The following is a 16,603-nucleotide window of genomic DNA, read 5'->3' as shown; positions in this document are numbered from 1 at the left end:
CCGCGGTGCTCAGTTGGCGTGCCTGCGGCGCAGCTCCTCGACGAAGGGAGTGGCCAACCGGGCGATGTCGCCCAGGTCGCCCAGGTCGCCCAGCCCGGCCGGGTCACCGGACGCCCGCCGACGCGGCAGCGCCAGCACCTCGGCGAACTCGTCCTCCACCTGGGCGCGGGTCAGGCGCTCGCGCAGCTCGCCGTTCTCGTGGCGGAGCGTCGTGTTCTCGTCCTCCAGGCGGCCAATCTCGTTGCGGGCGTCCGACAGTTCCGCCCGGGCTCCGCTGAGCTCGTCGCGCGTCCCGGCGAGCACCTCGTGGGCCCGCGTCAGCTCACCGCGCGTCTGCGTGACCTCACCCCGCGCGTTGCTCAGATCGCCCGCCAGGGTGCGGTTGCGGGCGTCCACCACGGCGAGCACCTCGCGCTGACCGGCGTGCAGCCGCTGCACCGTGGCGCGGTGGTCCGCCCGTTCGCGGGACGCCTCGGCCGCGGCACGCTCCCGCTCGTCACGGACCTCCGCGCGCACGAGGGCGGTGGCCAGCCAGCCGGCGGCCAGGGCGACGACCACCGCGGCGACGGCCAGCAGCGGCACCCACGAAGCGGCCGCCAGGAGGGCCACGGAGACCACCGTGCCCAGCACGAGGGTCACCAGGAAGGCACGGCGGCGGCGGTGGGTCAGGGCGGCGCGGGAGGCAGTCACGCCCGTCAGGATAGCGGCGACACCCCGTCACCGGGCCCACCGGTACCGGGGGTGTTGGCGGTTTCATCGCGACCGTCATCGATGCGCAGCGAACGCTCGAGCGCCACACCCGCCACGGCCCACGCCAGGCACGCGGCGACGGCCGCGCCGCCGTGCACCAGGCGCTCGACGGCCAGGGGCGCAGGCAGCGCCGGCCACACGAGCACCACCAGCGCCAGATAAGCGGCTCCGAGCCCGGCCCCGGCGAGGATCGACGTCTTGCCCAGCACCAACCGGTTCAGCGCCACCGACGCCTCGAGCGTGTCGCGCCGCCGCCGCAGCTCGCGTCGGGTGCGCACCACGAGCCAGACGATCCCGGCGGTGATCAGCACCACGGACCCCCACGCCGGGGCCCCCAGGAGCGGCAGCGTCCGGCCCAGGCCCTGGATGGTCGTGAGCGTCACCCAGGCCACCGCGAAGCCGGCCACCGCGGCCGTCACCACCTGCGTGGGGGAGGTCGGAGCGACGGTCGGCCGACTCACGGCAGATCGATCCGCACGTCGGCGACGCGGTGGACGCCCGACGTGTCCAACCCTGCCACCAGATCGGCGACGAAGCCGTGACCGGGCAGCTCGGCCGCCGGGTCGGCGTCCAACCACGGCACCAGTACGAACGCGCGCTCGTGGGCGCGGGGGTGCGGGAGCACGAGGTGCGGATCGTTGCGCATCCGGGCGCCGACGCGGATCAGGTCGATGTCGATCGTGCGCGGGCCCCAGCGGACAGTCCGTTCCCGGCCCAGCGCATCCTCGATCGCGAGGCCGCGCTGCAGCAGCACCGCGCTGGGCAGGGTCGACTCCGCGAGCAACGCGATGTTGAGGAAGTCGGGCTGGTCGGTGCGGCCCCAGGGCGCCGTCCGGTACACCGCCGAGACGCCGGTGACGATGAACTCCCCGGTCTGGGCCAGGAGGGTCACGGCGGCCTGCAGGGTCTCGGCCACGTCGCCGACGTTGCCGCCCAGGGAGTACACCACCCGGCGCAGCGGCCGGAGCGTGGACAGGGTGTCGGACACGGCGGGGGGTGATGTGCTCACGGGGCGCTCCGGCGGGTGACGGTGACGGCCACATCCCCGAACGGAACGGCGATCGGCGCCTGCGGTTTGTGGACGGTGACGCTGGCAGCGACGACGAGCGGGGTCGCGGCCAACGCGTCGGCGATCTCGACAGCGAGGGTTTCGATCAGGTCCACCGGGTCACGCTCGATGCGCGCCACGATCGCGGCGGCGAGGGCGCCGTAGTCGACGGTGGTGGCCAGCTCGTCGGCCAGCCGGGGACGCTCCACCTGCAGCACGGCGTCCACGACGAACACCTGGCCGTCGCGGCGCTCGTGGGCGAACACCCCGTGGTGACCCGTCGCGGTGACGCCGGTGAGGGTGATGGTGACCGGCTCAGCCATGGCCGTCACCCGCGAGTGCCCGGGCGGCGGCGAGGGCGTCCGCCGTGGCGCGGACGGCGTGGACGCGCACCCCCCACAGGCCGCGGTGGGCAAAGAGGGCGCTGAGCGCGGCGGTGGCGGCGTCACGCCCCTCGGGGGGACGCGGCGCGTCCGGCCCACCGAGCAGGGCGCCCAGGAAGCGCTTGCGGGAGACGGCGAGCAGCAGGGGGTGCCCCAACGCCTCGAACCGACCCCACTCCCGCAGCACCGCCCAGTTGTGCTCGGCGGTCTTGCTGAAGCCGATGCCGGGGTCCAGCACCAGGCGCTCGGGCGCGATCCCGGCGGCGAGGCAGGCGTCGCGCCGGGCGGCCAGCTCGTCGACGATGTCGGCCACGCCGCGCGGGTAGGACGCCTGGGCGGCCATGGTGCTCGACGGCCCCCGCCAGTGCATCGCGATGTAGGTCGCACCGGCCTCGGCGACGGTGGCCAGCATCGCCGGGTCTGCCAGGCCGCCGGAGACGTCGTTGATGACCGATGCCCCGGAGGCCAGCGCCTCGGCGGCGACCGTGGCCCGCGTGGTGTCCACCGACACCGTGACGCCGGCGGCCGCCAGCGCGGCGACGACCGGCAGCACCCGGGCCAGCTCGGTGTCGGCCTCGACGCGGGGCGCGCCCGGCCGCGTGGACTCGCCGCCGACGTCGATGACGTCGGCCCCGTCGGCGACCAGGGCGTGCGCACGGGCGACGGCGGCGTCCGGGGTGGCCCAGAGACCGCCGTCGGAGAACGAGTCGGGGGTGACGTTGACGATCCCCATGACATGCGGGCGGGTCACGGGGTCACCCGATGATGAGGCCCATGGCCTCGGCCCGCGTCGCGGCGTGGTTCATGACGCCCCGGACGGCCGACGTGATCGTCTTCGACCCCGGCTTGCGCACGCCCCGCATGGTCATGCACTGGTGCTCGCACTCGAACACCACCATGACCCCCTGGGGGTGGAGGTGGTCGACGAGGGCGTCGGCCACCTGCGAGGTGAGGCGCTCCTGCACCTGCGGACGCCGCGCGAACAGGTCCACGAGGCGGGCCAGCTTGCTCAGCCCCGTGATCTGGCCGTGCGGGCTCGGGATGTAGGCGACGTGCGCGACGCCGTGGAACGGCAGCAGGTGGTGCTCGCACGTGCTCCACACCTCGATGTCCTTCACCAGCACCATCTCCTGGTGCTCAAGGTCGAAGGTGGCGCCGAGCAGCTCGGCGGGGTCCGCCCCCACGCCCGCGAACATCTCGGCATAGGCCCGACCCACCCGGGCGGGCGTCTCGCGCAGGCCGTCGCGATCAGGATCCTCCCCGATCGCCAGCAGGATCTCGCGGACGGCGGCCTCGACGCGGCCGGTGTCGACCGCCACCTCAGAGATCCTTGCCCGGGCCCGTCGCCGGGGGCTGGGGGCCGGGCCCGGACGGCCGGCCGAACCCCTGGTCGGACGACGGCGGCTGCGGGGCCTCCCCCGAGCCGGGGCCACCCCAGGTGCCGGGCGGCGGACCCGGCGGGGTCGGCTGCGGCGTCGAGCCGGGCTGCCCGGCGTGGGGCGGCGCGCCCCACGGGCCGGAACCCGGCTGGGGCTGACCCTGCGGGGGGTAGGGGCCCTGCGGGCCGGGATAGGGGCCCTGGGGGCCGGGGTACGGGCCCTGCGGGCCGGGGCCCTGCTGCCCCGGGTAGGGGCCCTGCGGCCACGCCCCGGACGGCGGCACGGGCTGCGGCCACGCACCGGGGCCGACCGCCTGCGGCGGCGGAACCGGGCTGACCGGCGGAGTCGGGCGCGGGGGCGGGTCGACCGGGGGCACGTCGCTCGGCACGCGCGTCGGCGAGCCGGTCCACGCCGGGCGCTTCGGGTGCCGCTTCAACGGCGCGAAGATGGCGGCGACCTCGTCCTTGTCGAGGGTCTCCTTCTCGAAGAGCTGGCGCACCAGCTCGTCGAGCACCTCGCGGTTCTCGTCGAGCACGTCGAAGGCCTCCTGGTGGGCCGTCTGGATGAGACCGGCCACCTCCTGGTCGATCGACGCGGCGACCTCGTCGGAGTAGTTCGCGCTCGTGCTGCCCATGTCGCGTCCGAGGAACGGCTCGTGGTCACCCGACCCGAACTTGACCGCGCCGAGGCTCTCGGTCATGCCGTACTCCATGACCATGGCGCGAGCGACCTTGGTGGCCTTCTCGATGTCGTTGGACGCACCGGTGGTGGGGTCGTGGAACACGAGTTCCTCCGCGGCCCGGCCACCCAGCATGTAGGCCAGCTGGTCGAGCAGCTCCCCGCGGGTCTGGGAGTACTTGTCGGCGTCCGGCATCACCATCGTGTAGCCCAGCGCTCGGCCGCGCGGGAGGATCGTCACCTTCTGGACGGGGTCGTTGCCCGGCATCGCGGCGGCGACCAGCGCGTGGCCGCCCTCGTGGTAGGCGGTGATCAGCAGCTCGCGCTCGTTCATCACCCGGGTGCGCTTCTGCGGGCCCGCGATGACGCGGTCGATCGCCTCGTCGAGGTTCTCCTTGGTGACCCACTGCCGGTTCTGCCGGGCGGTCAGCAGGGCGGCCTCGTTGAGCACGTTGGCCAGGTCGGCACCGGTGAACCCCGGCGTCCGCTTCGCCACGGACGCGAGATCCACCTCGGGGCCGATCGGCTTGTTGGCGGCGTGGACGCGCAGGATCTGCAGCCGGCCCTTCATGTCGGGTGCCTCGACCGGGATCTGCCGGTCGAACCGGCCGGGCCGCAGCAGGGCCGGGTCGAGGACGTCGGGGCGGTTGGTGGCGGCGATCAGCACGACGCCGCCCCGGACGTCGAAGCCGTCCATCTCGACCAGGAGCTGGTTGAGGGTCTGCTCCCGTTCGTCGTGGCCGCCGCCCATGCCCGCGCCGCGGTGGCGTCCGACGGCGTCGATCTCGTCGATGAACACGATGGCCGGCGCGGCCTCCTTGGCCTGCTCGAACAGGTCGCGGACGCGGCTCGCGCCGACACCGACGAACATCTCCACGAAGTCCGAACCCGAGATCGAGAAGAAGGGGACGCCGGCCTCACCGGCCACCGCGCGGGCGAGCAGCGTCTTGCCCGTTCCGGGCGGGCCGTACAGCAGCACGCCCTTGGGGATCTTCGCCCCCACCGCGGTGAACTTGGCCGGCTCGGAGAGGAACTCCCGGATCTCGCCGAGCTCCTCAATGGCCTCCTCGCAGCCGGCCACGTCCGCGAAGAGCGTCTTCGGGGTGTCCTTGCTGGCCACCTTCGCGCGGCTCTTGCCGAAGCCGAGCACGCCGCGTCCGCCGCCCTGGGCGCTGTTCATCATGTAGATGAACAGGCCCGCGATCAGCAGGAACGGCACGATCCCGAGGAAGATGAACGACCAGATGCTGCGATCGGGGTTCTCCCCCGTCCAGGTCTCGAGTGTTCCGGCCGCCTGACGCTGCTGGAGGAGCTCGATGACGTCCTGGCTCTGGTCGCCCACCCAGTTGGTGCGGAGGCGGTCCCCGTCCGTCGTCTCGACGCGGATCTCCTGGTCGCCGTCCACGAGCACCACCTCGCGCAGCGGTTCGTCGCTGCGCAGCACGCTCATCACCTCCGACGTCGGCGTCAGCGAGTAGCGGCTGGACGTGTTCAGCAGGTTCATGCCCAGCATGAGCACCAGGAAGATGCCGAGGATCCACAGGATCGGGCTGCGCAGCAGCCGAGGAGCTTTCATGCCACTCCCTGTCGGTGGGCGGTCGGGTTGCGCGGTTGAGCGTACTGCACACCCCCAACACGACCGCCGCGAGATTCTCTTCGGAAGTGCTTGCAGCTTTGGAAAGTTGTTGCTAGGGTTCTGACATCGGTTCGATCCAGAAGGAGACCTCCCATGAACACCACCGCCGCCACCACCAGCACCACCCTCCCCCGCCAGCAGGGCAATCTGCGACTGGCCGGCCTTGGCTTCGGCCTCGGCATCGCCGTCCTCGTCGTGCTGTTCGTCGTGGGCGCCGTCCAGGGCTCGGCACAACTCATGGTCATCGCGTCGAGCACCGCCAGCGCCCTGGGCGCCGGCTGGGCCGCGGCCGTGGCGTCGCAGCACCGTGGGCGTGACGCCCGATGAGCGCCGACGGAGATGCCAGGGCGGGCGAGCTCGACGCCCAGCGCGCCCGTGACCTGCTCGACCGCGCCGCCCACGTGGGCAGCGCCGCACGTTCCGGGGCCGGCTGGCCGCAGATCGCCTGCCTGCTCGGGCTGGGTGGGGTGTCGTCCATGTTCATCGTCGCGGTCTACCTGCTCACCCGGGCCGACGAGCGCCTCATCTGGTTGCCGATGGTCACCATGGCCGGGTGGCTCGCGATCCTGATGGGCATGATGGCTGTCTTCTCCCGCTCGACGAAGGCGGGGTTCGGAAAGCGGTGGCGCACCGCCATGACGGCCTGGGGCATCACCTGGGCGGTGGCGATCATCGGCTCCACCGTGTGGTGGAAGGGCGAGCTCTGGTTCACCCTGGCCGCCATCGCGGCCCTCACCATCGTGACGGTCGCCGGCGCCTGGCGGGAGGCACGGCAGTGACCTCCGATTCAGCAGCCCACCCGCGCCACCACCTCGCCGACCAGCTGACCCACCCGGTCCGCTTCTCCCTGGTCGCCGCCCTGGCCGCCACCGATGAGATCGAGTTCGCGGCCGTTCGCGACCACCTGCAGGTGAGCGACTCCGTGCTCAGCCGGCAGGCGTCCGCGCTGGAGGAGGCCGGGATCGTTCGCATCCGCAAGGGCTACGTCGGCAAGCGGCCCCGGACGTGGTTCTCCCTCACCGCGCAGGGACGCCGCACCTGGGACGCCCATCTCGCCGCCCTGCGGGAGATCGCCGGCTCCTGACCGCGCCCGCGCCCCCGGCGGGCGCGGGCAGAGTTCAGCGCCGCAGCGCCTTGCGGGCCAACCAGTTGCCGAGATACTGCACCGACTGCACCAGCACGACGATGACGGCCACCGTGAGCCAGGTCACCGCCCAGTCGAAGCGCTGGTAGCCGTAGCTGAGCGCGAACGCGCCCAGCCCGCCGCCGGCCACGATGCCCGCCAGGGCCGACATGTCGACCACGGCGACGAAGAGGAACGTGTAGGCCAGGATCAGCGGCGCCAGCGCCTCGGGGATCGCGACGGTGCGGATGATCGTCCAGGTGGACGCCCCCATGGAGCGGGCCGCCTCGACGACGCCCGGGTCGAGCGACACCAGCGACTGCTCCACCAGACGGGCCGAGGCGAAGCTCACCATCAGCGCGGCGGGGAAGATGAACGCGTTGGTGCCGATGCTCGAACCCACCACGGCCAGCGTCAGCGGCCCCATCGCTGCGATGAAGATGATGAACGGGATGGGCCGGAAGAAGTTGATGAGCAGGTTCAACAGGTTGAACAGGATCGCGTTCGGCCGGAGGCCGCCCGGACGCGTCACGAAGAGCAGCACGCCGAGGCCGAGCCCGACGAGTCCGCCCACGCCCAGCGCGACGGCGACGATGTAGAGCGTCGTGCCGATCGCCTCGAGGAAGATGCCGCCGTTCGCGGCGAAGTCGAACTTCATCGGTGACCCTCCGAGTTCGGGAGCGTGGCCCGGTCGTGCTCGGTGTAGCCGCCGGAACCGGCGAGGTCGGCCAGCGCGGCGTCCACGGCGGTGTCCGCGCCCGTCACGGCGTAGGTGAGCGACCCGTACGGGCGCTCGGAGATCTCGATGATGCCGCCGTAGATCACACGCGCCTCGAGGCCGTGGCGGGCGAAGACCGAGCTGCGCTCGGCGTCGGTGTGGGCGTCGTCCACGATCGGCACGGTGACGAGGCGCCCGGGGTGGGTCGCCGCGAGGCGACCCAGGGCGTCCGCGCTCGGCTTGTCGCGCATCGTGGCCGCCACGAACCGCTGCGTCACCTGCGCGCGGGGGCGGGCGAACACCTGGTAGACGTCGCCGAGCTCCACGGCGCGGCCGTTCTCCATGATGAGGACGCGGTCGCACAGGTAGCGGACGACGTCCATCTCGTGGGTGATGAGCACGATGGTGACCCCCAGCTCCGCATTGACGCGGCGCAGGACGTCGAGCACCTCGCGGGTGGTCTGGGGGTCGAGCGCCGAGGTGCACTCGTCGGCGAGCAGGATCTTCGGGCTGGTCGCCAGCGCGCGGGCGATGCCGACGCGTTGCTTCTGACCGCCGGAGAGCTGGGAGGGGTGGGCGTCCGCCTTGTCGGTGAGGCCCACGAAGGCGAGCAGCTCGGCGACGCGCGCGGCGCGGCGTCCGGCGTCCCACTTCGCGAGGCGGAGCGGGTAGGCGACGTTCTCCGCGATGGTCTTGGAGCCGAACAGGTTGAACTGCTGGAAGATCATGCCGATGTCGGGCCGCACGGCGCGCAGCTGCTTCTCCGACATGGCCGACACCTCGTGGCCGTCGACGACCAGGCGGCCCGACGTCACCGGCTCGAGGCCGTTCACGAGACGCACGAGGGTCGACTTGCCGGCCCCGGAGAACCCGATGACGCCGAAGATCTCCCCGGCGTCGATCGTGAGCGAGACGTCGTCGACGGCGTGCACCCGGTTCGATCCCTCGAACACCTTGTGCACGCCGTCGAACGCGATGATGGGTTCAGCCATCGGGAGCCCTCGGTCAGCCCGCCAGCGAGGACTGGACGTCGGCGAGAATCGCCTGGAGCTCCTCGGGCGTCTCGTCCACGATCACGGCCGAGTCGGCCGACTGCTCCGCCAGCGCCGCTGTGAAGTCGGGGTCGTGGAAGATGGTGGCGAGCTGGGCCAGACGCTCGTTGTCGGCGTCCGCGGCCCGGACGACGAACACGTTGATGTAGGGCTGCGCTGAGGGGTCGGCGGGGTCGTCCTCGACGAGGGCATCGGCGGGGTCGAGCCCGGCGTCGTTGACGAAGTCGTTGTTGACGACCGCGCCGGCGATAGACGGCAGCGCGGTGACGGTCTGCTGGGCGTCCATCGGAGCGACGCTCACGCGTGAGGCCGCGGTGTCGATGTTCTCCTCCGCGGCGATGATCCCGGTGCCCTCGGTGAGGGTGAGCAAACCGTTCTCGGCGAGGAGGTGGATGGCGCGCGACTTGTTGGTCTCGTCGTTCGGGACGGCGATCTGGGCACCCTCGGGGATCGCGTCGACCGAGGTGAACGAGCTGCTGTAGAGCGCCAGCGGATAGATCGCGGTGGACGCGATCGGCACCAGATCGGCGTTGTTGTCGAGGTTGTAGCGCGCCAGGTAGAGCAGGTGCTGGAACTGGTTGGCGGTCAGCGAACCGTCGGACACGGCCGGGTTCGGCGTCGTGTAGTCGGTGAAGTCGCGAATCTCGACGTCGATGCCGAGATCGGCGGCCTTGTCGGTGAACACGGTCCACTCCGGTGAGCTGGCGCCGACGACGCCGACCGAGATCACGGCGTCGTCCGCGGTCGCGGCCGTGGTATCGCTGCTGGGCGACCCGCAGCCGGCGAGGGCGAACAGGAACGTGGCCGCGAGGGCGGCGGCGGGCTTAGTGAAACGCATGGTGGTGGCCTTCGGGTAGACAGGTGGGTGGGGAGTTCGTTCGTCAGGTCAAGGTGCGGTGCTGGGGAGTGCGGTGCTGAAGAGCGCGGTGCGCGAGCGTCGGGTGTGGAGTGGCATCCCCGGCCTGCACCGGCCCGGGGGACTGGGCCTCTGGGGCGGCGGGCTCGGGGCGGGGCGTCCGCGACGCAGGAGGCGTCAGCGACAGCGGTCGGAGTTCGCCCGCATCATGTCGATGTGGCGGCGCGACCAGCAGGCCAACGGCTGCCGGACCATGGGCACGCGACGCGCCACCATAACCTCCCGTACTGCGGGGCCGGCGCCGGGCCGACCTTTTGTGTCCCTCAGACTAGTACCGCGTTCGCCGGTGCTCCAACCCCCGGCCGGGGGTTGCCCCGCCTCAGGCGTAGACGTGGGGGGCGAGGGTGCCCACGTCGGTGAGGTTGCGGTACCGACCGGCGTAGTCGAGGCCGTAGCCCACGACGAACTCGTCGGGCAGGTCGAAGCCGACGTATTTCACCGACACCGGGTTCTTCAGCGCCTCCGGCTTGCGGAACATCGTCATGATCTCGAGGCTGGCGGGCTTGCGCGAAGCGAGGTTCTGCATCAGGTAGGCCAGCGTGAGGCCGGTGTCGATGATGTCCTCCACCACCAGGACGTGGCGGCCCTCGATGTCGGTGGTGAGGTCCTTGAGGATGCGCACGACGCCGGAGCTCTGGGTGCCGGACCCGTAGGACGAGATCGCCATCCAGTCCATCTCCACGTGGCTGCGCAGCGCCCGGGAGAGGTCGGCCATCACCATGACGGCGCCGTTGAGGACGCCCACGAGGAGGAGGTCCTTGTCGCCGTACTCGGCGTCGATCTCGGCCGCCACGTCGCGCAGGCGATCGTCCACCTGCTCCTTCGTGTACAGCACCTGGGTCAGTTCCGCGGGGATCTGGGAGGCCTTCACCTGCTCAGCCTAACGCGGAACGGGGCGTCCAGGTCAGGCGCCCGTCCCGGCGGGCCACCCGGCCGCCCGGCACGTCGACCCCGCGTTGGCCGCGCCAGGCGGTGACCAGCCGCTCCACCGCGGCCACGTGCACGGCCTGCGCCTCGACCGCACCCATCCGCAGCAGCCAGGCGCGCAGCGCGCGGCGCCGCTGGCCGGGAGCGAGCCCGGCCAGGTGGGCGCAGTCTGCGGCGAGCGCGTCGGGGAACGGCGCGCGGGCGTCCAACTCCTCCGACGCCGCGCGGGCGATCTGGGCGGTGCGGGCCAGGGCCTCGGCGACGCCCGGGCCGAGCTCGGCCTCGAGCACGGGCAGCACGACGTCGCGGACGCGGACGCGCGCGAAGTGGCGGTCGGCGTTCATGGGGTCGTCCCACGGCGTGAGACCGAGCTCGTCGCAGCAGGCGCGCGTGGTGTCTCGGCGCAACCCGAGCAGGGGCCGGCTGAGATGGTCCCGCGCGGCCGCCATGCCACCCAGCGACGCGAGACCCGAGCCGCGCGCCAGGCCGAGCAGCACGGTCTCGGCCTGGTCGTCCAAGGTGTGGCCCAGCAGGACGCGTTCGTCGGGGGCGAGGCCCGCTGCGAGGGCGGCGTGGCGCGCTGCCCGGGCGGACGCCTCGGGCCCGGCCCCGTCGTGGCCGACGACGACGGGGACGGCGTGGGCATCGAGCCCGAACGTGGCCAGCGTGGCGACCACGCGGGCGGCCACGGCGTCCGACCCGGCCTGCAGCTGGTGGTCGACGACGAGGGCCCGGGCGCGGGTGCCGCGGCGGGTCGCGACGTGGTGGGCGGCCCAGGCGAGCGCCAAGGAGTCCGCTCCCCCGGAGCACGCGACCAGCCAGGGGGCGGGGGCGAGGGCGTCCACCGCCTGCACGACGCGCAGCGTGGCCGGCCCCAGGGCGCGCCGGGCCATCAGCCGTGGACGCGGCGCACCCAGCGCCCGGGGTCGGCGATCTCGGCGGCGCTCGGGAGCTGCTCGGGGCCGTCGTAGGCGGCATTGAGTCCGTCGACGCCGACCCGACCGATGACGGCCCGGCAGAAGCGGGCGCCGTCGCGGTACTGGGCGAGCTTCACGTCCATGCCCAGCAGGCGGTTGAGCACTGCGACGGCGCCGCCGCGGTGGCGCCGCGCCTCGAACGTGCGGCGGATGTGGGCGACCGTGGGCACGACATCGGGACCCACCCGGTCCATCATGTCGTCGGCGTACCCCTCCAGCAGGGCCATCACGGCCCCGACGCGGGCGAACACCACACGTTGATCGGGGCTCAGCGCGGCCTCGACGAGGCTGTGCGGGCGCTCGGGCCCGGCGGCGGCGTCCACGTCGGCCAGCAGCAAAGCCATCTCGCCGATCAGGTGGTCGCGCAACCAGGGGGCGCGCGCGAACTGGAGGCGATGGGTCTGCTCGTGCAGGCAGACCCACAGCCGGAAGTCCCGGGGCCGGACGCCGAGCGACGCCTCCACCTTGGCCACGTTGGGCGCCACCAGCAGGAGCTGCGGCTCCGGCGCGAACGGCAACCACTGGCCGAGGATGCGGGTGCCCAACGCCGCCAGCACCGCCCCGAGCTGGGCGCCGTTCGCGCGGGCGGCGAGGCGCTCACGCAGGCCCTGCGGCGCGCGGTGCTCGGCGGAGCCCTCCGCCACCATCGCGACCGCCATGGTCACGTTCGCCTGGAGCCACGAGGCCCGGTCGACGATGCGCATGGGCCCCGCGGCGGTGGCGTCGAGCCGGGTGACGTCGGCCACGGGCTGCACCGACGCCGCGGCGGCCCGGCGCAAGGAGGACACGAGGGCGCGCGCCTGCGCCGGCGATCGGGCCGGGCCGGGGGGCATCAGTCGCACCCCGGTCGCGACGGCGGCGCCGGCGTCGACGTGCGGAACCGATCCCATGCCGCCCAGCGTAGGCGGGCCTGGCCGGGTCGACGCGCTCAGCAGCCGCAGGACGCGAGCGCCGCGCTCGCCGCGTCCAGCCAGGCGCGGGCCGAGGTCTGCCCCGCTCCGCCGGACACCATGAACGCGAACACCAGCGGATGGCCGTCGGCGGTCACCGTGTACCCCGTGAGGGTGTTGACCCCGCGGATGGTGCCGGTCTTGGCCCGCACGACGCCGCGGCCGGCGAGGGAATCGGGCGCGGTGTAGCGCTCCGCGAGCGTGCCGGTGACGCCGGCGACGGGCAGCCCGGTGGCGAGGGCGCGGAGGTCGTCGTGGGCGATGCCCAGGGCCACCGCGCGGGCCAGCGCGTCCGGGCTCACCTGGTTCGTGCCGGCGATGCCGTTGCCGTCGTGCACCACCATGCCGTCGGTCCACAGCCCGAGGCGTTGGAGCTCCTCGGCCAGGACGGCGGCGGCGTCCGCCGGGGTCGCGGGGCGGCCGCGCGCCACCGCGACCTGCCAGGTGAGGGTTTCGGCGGTGTCGTTGTCGGAGCGCAGCAGCGACTCCCCCACCAGGGCGCGCACCGGCGGGGACTCCACGTGGGCGAGCTCGACGGCATCACCGGGCGTGGCCGCGGGGTTGACGGCGGTCACGGCGATGCCGGCCGACCTCAGGGCCTCGGCGAAGCGGGTGGCGGCGAAGCGCGCCGGGTCGGGGTCGCGCACGGCGCTCGCCGGGTCGGGGCGCGCGTGGTCGGCCGTCAGGGCGGTGATGGGCGCCACCGAGGTGGCGAAGATGTCGGGCCACTCCGGATTCCAGGCCGGGCCGCCGAAGCGCGTGGCGTCGAGGTCGAGCGCGACCGTGCCGATCCCGCGCGCCTGCAGCGCGGCCGACGTCGCCGCGGCCAGCTCCTGCAGCGAGGCCGGCTGGGGGTGGGTGCCCGCGGCGGCCGGGGCCGAGGTGAGCAGCGGGTCCCCTCCACCGCGGAGCACGACCGTGCCGGCGTCGGCGGTGAGGAGGGCCGTGGTCGCGAAGCGGGTCTCGGGGCCGAGCACGTCGAGGGCCACCACCCCCGAGAGCACCTTCATGCTGGACGCCGGCGTCCGCACCCCGTCGCCGATCCGGTGAATCTCGGCCCCGGTGCGGGCATCCAGCACGACGCCCACGATGTCGCCCCCGCCCGGGTTGGGGATCGCGGCCAGCCGGGCCGCGACGGCGGCGGGATTGGGGGTGTCTGGGTCGGGGGTGCCTGGATCGGGAACGGGGGTGGCGGGGACGGGGGTGGCGGGGTCGGAGGTGGGGGTGACGGAGGGGGCGGGGAGGACGGGGAGGACGGCGTCCGGGGCGTCGGCCACGGGACGCGCCGCCACGTGGCCGACGCCGACCCGGGGGTCGGTGTCGAGCGCCTGCGCCACGGGGAACCGAACCACCCAGACGGCCACGCCGACGGTGAGCACGGCGATCCAGGTGACGGTCGGCCAGACCCAGCCCCGGCGACGTGCCACGCGCATCTCCTGTCGTCACTCCCGGAGGTGACGCCGGGAGGGTGACCCCCATCCTGCCACCCGCTACGCTCAAACCTGTTCTGACCCACGAGCCGAAGGAACCCCGATGCGTCACGCGTTCGAACGTCCCAAGATGAAGCCTGAACTCCGCTTCGACGTGACCGTCGAGATCCCCAAGGGCACCAAGAACAAGTACGAGATGGATCACCACAACGGCCGGATCCGCCTCGATCGCACGCTGTTCACCTCCACGCAGTACCCGAACGACTACGGCTTCATCGAGGGCACCCTCGGGCAGGACGGCGACCCGCTCGACGCGATGGTGCTGCTGCCCGAGGCGACGTTCCCCGGGGCGCTCATCGAGTGCCGCGCCATCGGCATGTTCCGGATGCAGGACGAGATGGGCGGTGACGACAAGGTGCTGTGCGTGCCGATCGCCGACATCCGTCAGCAGGGCCTGCGCAACCTCACCGACCTCGCCGACCTCGCGCTGCTGGAGATCGAGCACTTCTTCTCGGTGTACAAGGATCTCGAGCCCGGCAAGTCCGTCGAGGGAGCCGTCTGGGTCGCCCGCGAGGACGCGGAGAACGAGATCCGCGCCAGCTGGGATCGCGCCCGCGGCACCGACTTCGAGAACGAGTTCACCCCGCCCCAGGGCGGCGACGCCCGCGACACCATCGGCGGCCTCCACGACGAGAAGCCCGCGGAGGGCTGAGCACCGGCCCCCGGTGGGGCCGCGACACGCACGCTTGGGTCTCAAACTCCAGGTTTGGAGCCGGAGTTTGAGGCAGGAACCGGAGTGTGAGCAGGGCCGTCGGTTCCTCCGGAGTCAGCCTGATCTCGATCAGCTCAGCTCGTCTCACGTCGCGCATTCCCCTTGCACCTGGCGCACCCCGACCTCACGTGGCGCACCCTGAGCTCACGTGGCGCGCCCCGACCTCACATGGCGATGCGGGCCTCACCTGGAGGCCCGTCCAAGGCCCGCCACGTGAGTTCCGCTGCGCCTCGTGAGTTCCCCTGCGCCACGTAAGTTCCCCTGCGCCACGTGATCACTGAGCGCGCCACGTGATCGCATGGCGCGCCATGTGGGGCCGACACCCCCGGCAGAGCAATCGCGACACCCACACCGGATCCGGACTTGCCGGTTGTGGACCCGAACACCATCCCTGGCTTCGACGCCAACGCAGCATGGGCCCCGCTGTCGGACGCCGCCGGTGCGACAAACCCGCCCGCCCCGAGGTCGCTGCCTGATCGGCTGGGTCCGGTGCACCTCGACGCGCTCGATTGTCAGCCCCAGCCCCTACCCTGAGGCAGTGACTGAGGAGGACACGATGACCCCACCACCCCTGGATCCTTCCGCCACCGGCGCAACACCATCGAGCCCGCGGGGCCCGGCGCCCGCCACCACCGCGTCCACCGATAGCACCGCGTCCGCAGCGACTCCCCAACCCCCGCTCTCCCGGCCGCGGCCCCGCCACGTGCTGGCGCACCTGTCCGACCTTCACCTCACCGGCGACGGCTCCCGCATCGACGGCGTGGTGGACGCCCGAGCCCGTCTCACCGCCGCCCTGGACGTACTCACCACCTGGGGTGTGCGCTGCGACGCATGGGTGTTCTCCGGGGATCTCTCCGACGACGGCTCGCCGGCGTCCTACGCCTTCTTGGCCGAACAGGTCGGCGCCGCAGCGGCGACGGCAGGCGTCCGCGTGATCTGGGGCAACGGCAACCACGACGAACGCGCGGCCTTCCGGGCCGGCCTCGGGATCGGCGACGGCGTGGGACCTTCAGGTCTCATCCTGGGCGAGCACGACCTCCGCGGGCTGCGCGTGCTGACGGTGGACTCCAACGTCCCCGGGACGCCGGCGGGTCAGCTCAGCGATGAGGCCCTCAGTTGGCTCTCGGCCCGGCTCGAGCACCCCGCTGAGGCTGGCACCGTTCTCGTCGTCCACCACTGCCCGCTCCCCCAGCCCCAGGACGCCACTGAACTGTGGCCGCTCCGCAACCCCGGTGCCCTCGCCGAGGTCGTGCGCGGCACCGACACCCGCCTGATCCTCTCGGGCCACTTCCACCAGACGGGGTTCGGCACGGTGGCGGGCGTCCCGGTGGCCATGGCGTCCTCGCTGACCTACACCCAGGAGGTCGGCCTCAGCCCCGACCTGCGCGGCCAGGACGCCAACACCGGCTTCTCCCTGGTCGAGCTGTTCGAGGATTCCTTCGTCGTCACGGCCGTGCCCCTGGCCCGCGGCGAGGGCGTCCACCCCTCCATCAGCAGCGCGGACGCCCGCGCGCGACTCGCAGGCGCCGGGGTTCAGCGCGGGTCTGACTCGGTGACCACCGGCTGACCGGCGGCGACCCAGCCCTGGGTGCCCTCGTCCACGGAGATCGCCAGGATGCCGTTGGCCTCCATCAGTTCGGCCATCGCGAGGCTGCGGCGGCCAGCGGCGCAAATGACGTAGACCTCGCGGCCCCGCGGCAGGTCGGCCAGGTGGGACGTGATGTCGCTCATCGGAGCGAACACCGCGCCCGGAACGTGGCCCTGCGCGTACTCGTCGGCCTCGCGCACGTCCACCACGACGGCGCCCTCGGCGTGGCGGGTGATGAAGTCGGTCAAGGGAATCTGCTGGGTCATGCCCCCATCC

Annotated in this window: 18 protein-coding genes and 2 pseudogenes; 5 read left to right on the top strand and 15 right to left on the bottom strand. The window is 72.9% G+C overall.

All coding sequences use genetic code 11. The features are described from left to right. Positions 1–9: 9 nt before the first annotated feature. From IFY26_RS11515 to ftsH, 7 genes and pseudogenes are all read right to left on the bottom strand, one after another. Positions 10–690 (bottom strand): hypothetical protein, encoded by a 681-nt coding sequence (locus tag IFY26_RS11515; protein WP_232549146.1) that lies wholly within the window; start codon positions 688–690, stop codon positions 10–12. Positions 691–695: 5 nt separating this feature from the next. Further along, complete coding sequence (locus tag IFY26_RS11510; protein WP_232549145.1) at positions 696–1,211, bottom strand: DUF3180 family protein; 516 nt, start codon at positions 1,209–1,211, stop codon at positions 696–698. Then, entirely contained in the window at positions 1,208–1,759 is a 552-nt protein-coding gene (folK, locus tag IFY26_RS11505; protein ID WP_232549144.1) for a 2-amino-4-hydroxy-6-hydroxymethyldihydropteridine diphosphokinase, read from the bottom strand. The genes IFY26_RS11510 and folK overlap by 4 nt, the downstream gene beginning before the upstream one ends. Beyond that, complete coding sequence (gene folB / locus IFY26_RS11500; RefSeq protein WP_232549143.1) at positions 1,756–2,121, bottom strand: dihydroneopterin aldolase; 366 nt, start codon at positions 2,119–2,121, stop codon at positions 1,756–1,758. Before folB ends, folK begins: the two co-directional genes overlap by 4 nt. After that, positions 2,114–2,914, bottom strand: a complete 801-nt coding sequence (gene folP, locus IFY26_RS11495) for a dihydropteroate synthase (protein ID WP_269779445.1) — start codon at positions 2,912–2,914, stop codon at positions 2,114–2,116. Before folP ends, folB begins: the two co-directional genes overlap by 8 nt. 22 nt (positions 2,915–2,936) lie before the next feature. After that, positions 2,937–3,500: a GTP cyclohydrolase I FolE gene (gene folE / locus IFY26_RS11490; protein WP_332836186.1), complete on the bottom strand. Its 564-nt coding sequence runs from the start codon at positions 3,498–3,500 to the stop codon at positions 2,937–2,939. Positions 3,501–3,675: 175 nt separating this feature from the next. Continuing rightward, a pseudogene (gene ftsH / locus IFY26_RS11485) lies at positions 3,676–5,814 on the bottom strand (ATP-dependent zinc metalloprotease FtsH); the annotation flags it as partial. 153 nt (positions 5,815–5,967) lie between these two features. Between ftsH and IFY26_RS11480 the strand changes: the two are divergent. The 3 genes from IFY26_RS11480 to IFY26_RS11470 are packed head-to-tail and all read left to right on the top strand — an operon-like array spanning position 5,968 to position 6,958. After that, positions 5,968–6,201, top strand: a complete 234-nt coding sequence (locus IFY26_RS11480) for a hypothetical protein (protein WP_232549141.1) — start codon at positions 5,968–5,970, stop codon at positions 6,199–6,201. Beyond that, the gene (locus IFY26_RS11475; RefSeq protein ID WP_232549140.1) at positions 6,198–6,653 is read left to right on the top strand and encodes a hypothetical protein; all 456 of its coding nucleotides are present in this window, start codon (positions 6,198–6,200) and stop codon (positions 6,651–6,653) included. Before IFY26_RS11480 ends, IFY26_RS11475 begins: the two co-directional genes overlap by 4 nt. Beyond that, the gene (locus IFY26_RS11470; protein WP_232549139.1) at positions 6,650–6,958 is read left to right on the top strand and encodes a winged helix-turn-helix domain-containing protein; all 309 of its coding nucleotides are present in this window, start codon (positions 6,650–6,652) and stop codon (positions 6,956–6,958) included. The genes IFY26_RS11475 and IFY26_RS11470 overlap by 4 nt, the downstream gene beginning before the upstream one ends. A gap of 34 nt (positions 6,959–6,992) precedes the next feature. Here IFY26_RS11470 and IFY26_RS11465 read toward each other — a convergent pair whose 3' ends face one another. The 7 genes from IFY26_RS11465 to dacB all read right to left on the bottom strand — a co-directional run bounded on the left by IFY26_RS11465 (position 6,993) and on the right by dacB (position 13,964). Next, positions 6,993–7,655: a methionine ABC transporter permease gene (locus tag IFY26_RS11465; protein WP_232549138.1), complete on the bottom strand. Its 663-nt coding sequence runs from the start codon at positions 7,653–7,655 to the stop codon at positions 6,993–6,995. Then, positions 7,652–8,707 (bottom strand): methionine ABC transporter ATP-binding protein, encoded by a 1,056-nt coding sequence (locus IFY26_RS11460; RefSeq protein WP_232549137.1) that lies wholly within the window; start codon positions 8,705–8,707, stop codon positions 7,652–7,654. Before IFY26_RS11460 ends, IFY26_RS11465 begins: the two co-directional genes overlap by 4 nt. A gap of 13 nt (positions 8,708–8,720) precedes the next feature. Continuing rightward, positions 8,721–9,605 carry a MetQ/NlpA family ABC transporter substrate-binding protein gene (locus tag IFY26_RS11455; protein ID WP_232549136.1) on the bottom strand — a complete coding sequence of 295 codons (885 nt, stop codon included), beginning with the start codon at positions 9,603–9,605 and terminating at the stop codon, positions 8,721–8,723. A gap of 397 nt (positions 9,606–10,002) precedes the next feature. Beyond that, positions 10,003–10,554 carry a hypoxanthine phosphoribosyltransferase gene (gene hpt / locus IFY26_RS11450; RefSeq protein WP_232549135.1) on the bottom strand — a complete coding sequence of 184 codons (552 nt, stop codon included), beginning with the start codon at positions 10,552–10,554 and terminating at the stop codon, positions 10,003–10,005. 4 nt (positions 10,555–10,558) lie between these two features. Beyond that, on the bottom strand, positions 10,559–11,503 hold the full coding sequence (gene tilS / locus IFY26_RS11445) for a tRNA lysidine(34) synthetase TilS (protein ID WP_232549134.1): 945 nt from the start codon (positions 11,501–11,503) through the stop codon (positions 10,559–10,561). Beyond that, a complete protein-coding gene (locus IFY26_RS11440) occupies positions 11,503–12,477 on the bottom strand; it encodes a zinc-dependent metalloprotease (RefSeq protein WP_232549133.1) in 975 nt (324 codons plus the stop codon). The genes tilS and IFY26_RS11440 overlap by 1 nt, the downstream gene beginning before the upstream one ends. A 38-nt stretch (positions 12,478–12,515) precedes the next feature. After that, entirely contained in the window at positions 12,516–13,964 is a 1,449-nt protein-coding gene (gene dacB / locus IFY26_RS11435) for a D-alanyl-D-alanine carboxypeptidase/D-alanyl-D-alanine endopeptidase (protein ID WP_232549132.1), read from the bottom strand. Between the two features lie 133 nt (positions 13,965–14,097). On the opposite strand from dacB, the pseudogene IFY26_RS11430 reads away from it, so the two are divergent. Together IFY26_RS11430 and IFY26_RS11425 are read left to right on the top strand one after the other, a co-directional pair. Beyond that, a pseudogene (locus IFY26_RS11430) lies at positions 14,098–14,610 on the top strand (inorganic diphosphatase); the annotation flags it as partial. 685 nt (positions 14,611–15,295) lie between these two features. Next, a complete protein-coding gene (locus tag IFY26_RS11425; RefSeq protein WP_232549131.1) occupies positions 15,296–16,306 on the top strand; it encodes a metallophosphoesterase in 1,011 nt (336 codons plus the stop codon). Here the strand turns inward: IFY26_RS11425 and IFY26_RS11420 are convergent. Next, positions 16,273–16,593 (bottom strand): rhodanese-like domain-containing protein, encoded by a 321-nt coding sequence (locus IFY26_RS11420; RefSeq protein ID WP_232549130.1) that lies wholly within the window; start codon positions 16,591–16,593, stop codon positions 16,273–16,275. The two genes, IFY26_RS11425 and IFY26_RS11420, sit on opposite strands and share 34 nt — an antisense overlap. Positions 16,594–16,603: the final 10 nt, after the last annotated feature.

It is taken from the genome of Propioniciclava soli, from assembly GCF_014858005.1.
Taxonomy (GTDB): Bacteria; Actinomycetota; Actinomycetes; order Propionibacteriales; family Propionibacteriaceae; genus Propioniciclava; species Propioniciclava soli.
This window is presented reverse-complemented; position numbering and strand designations above follow the sequence as displayed.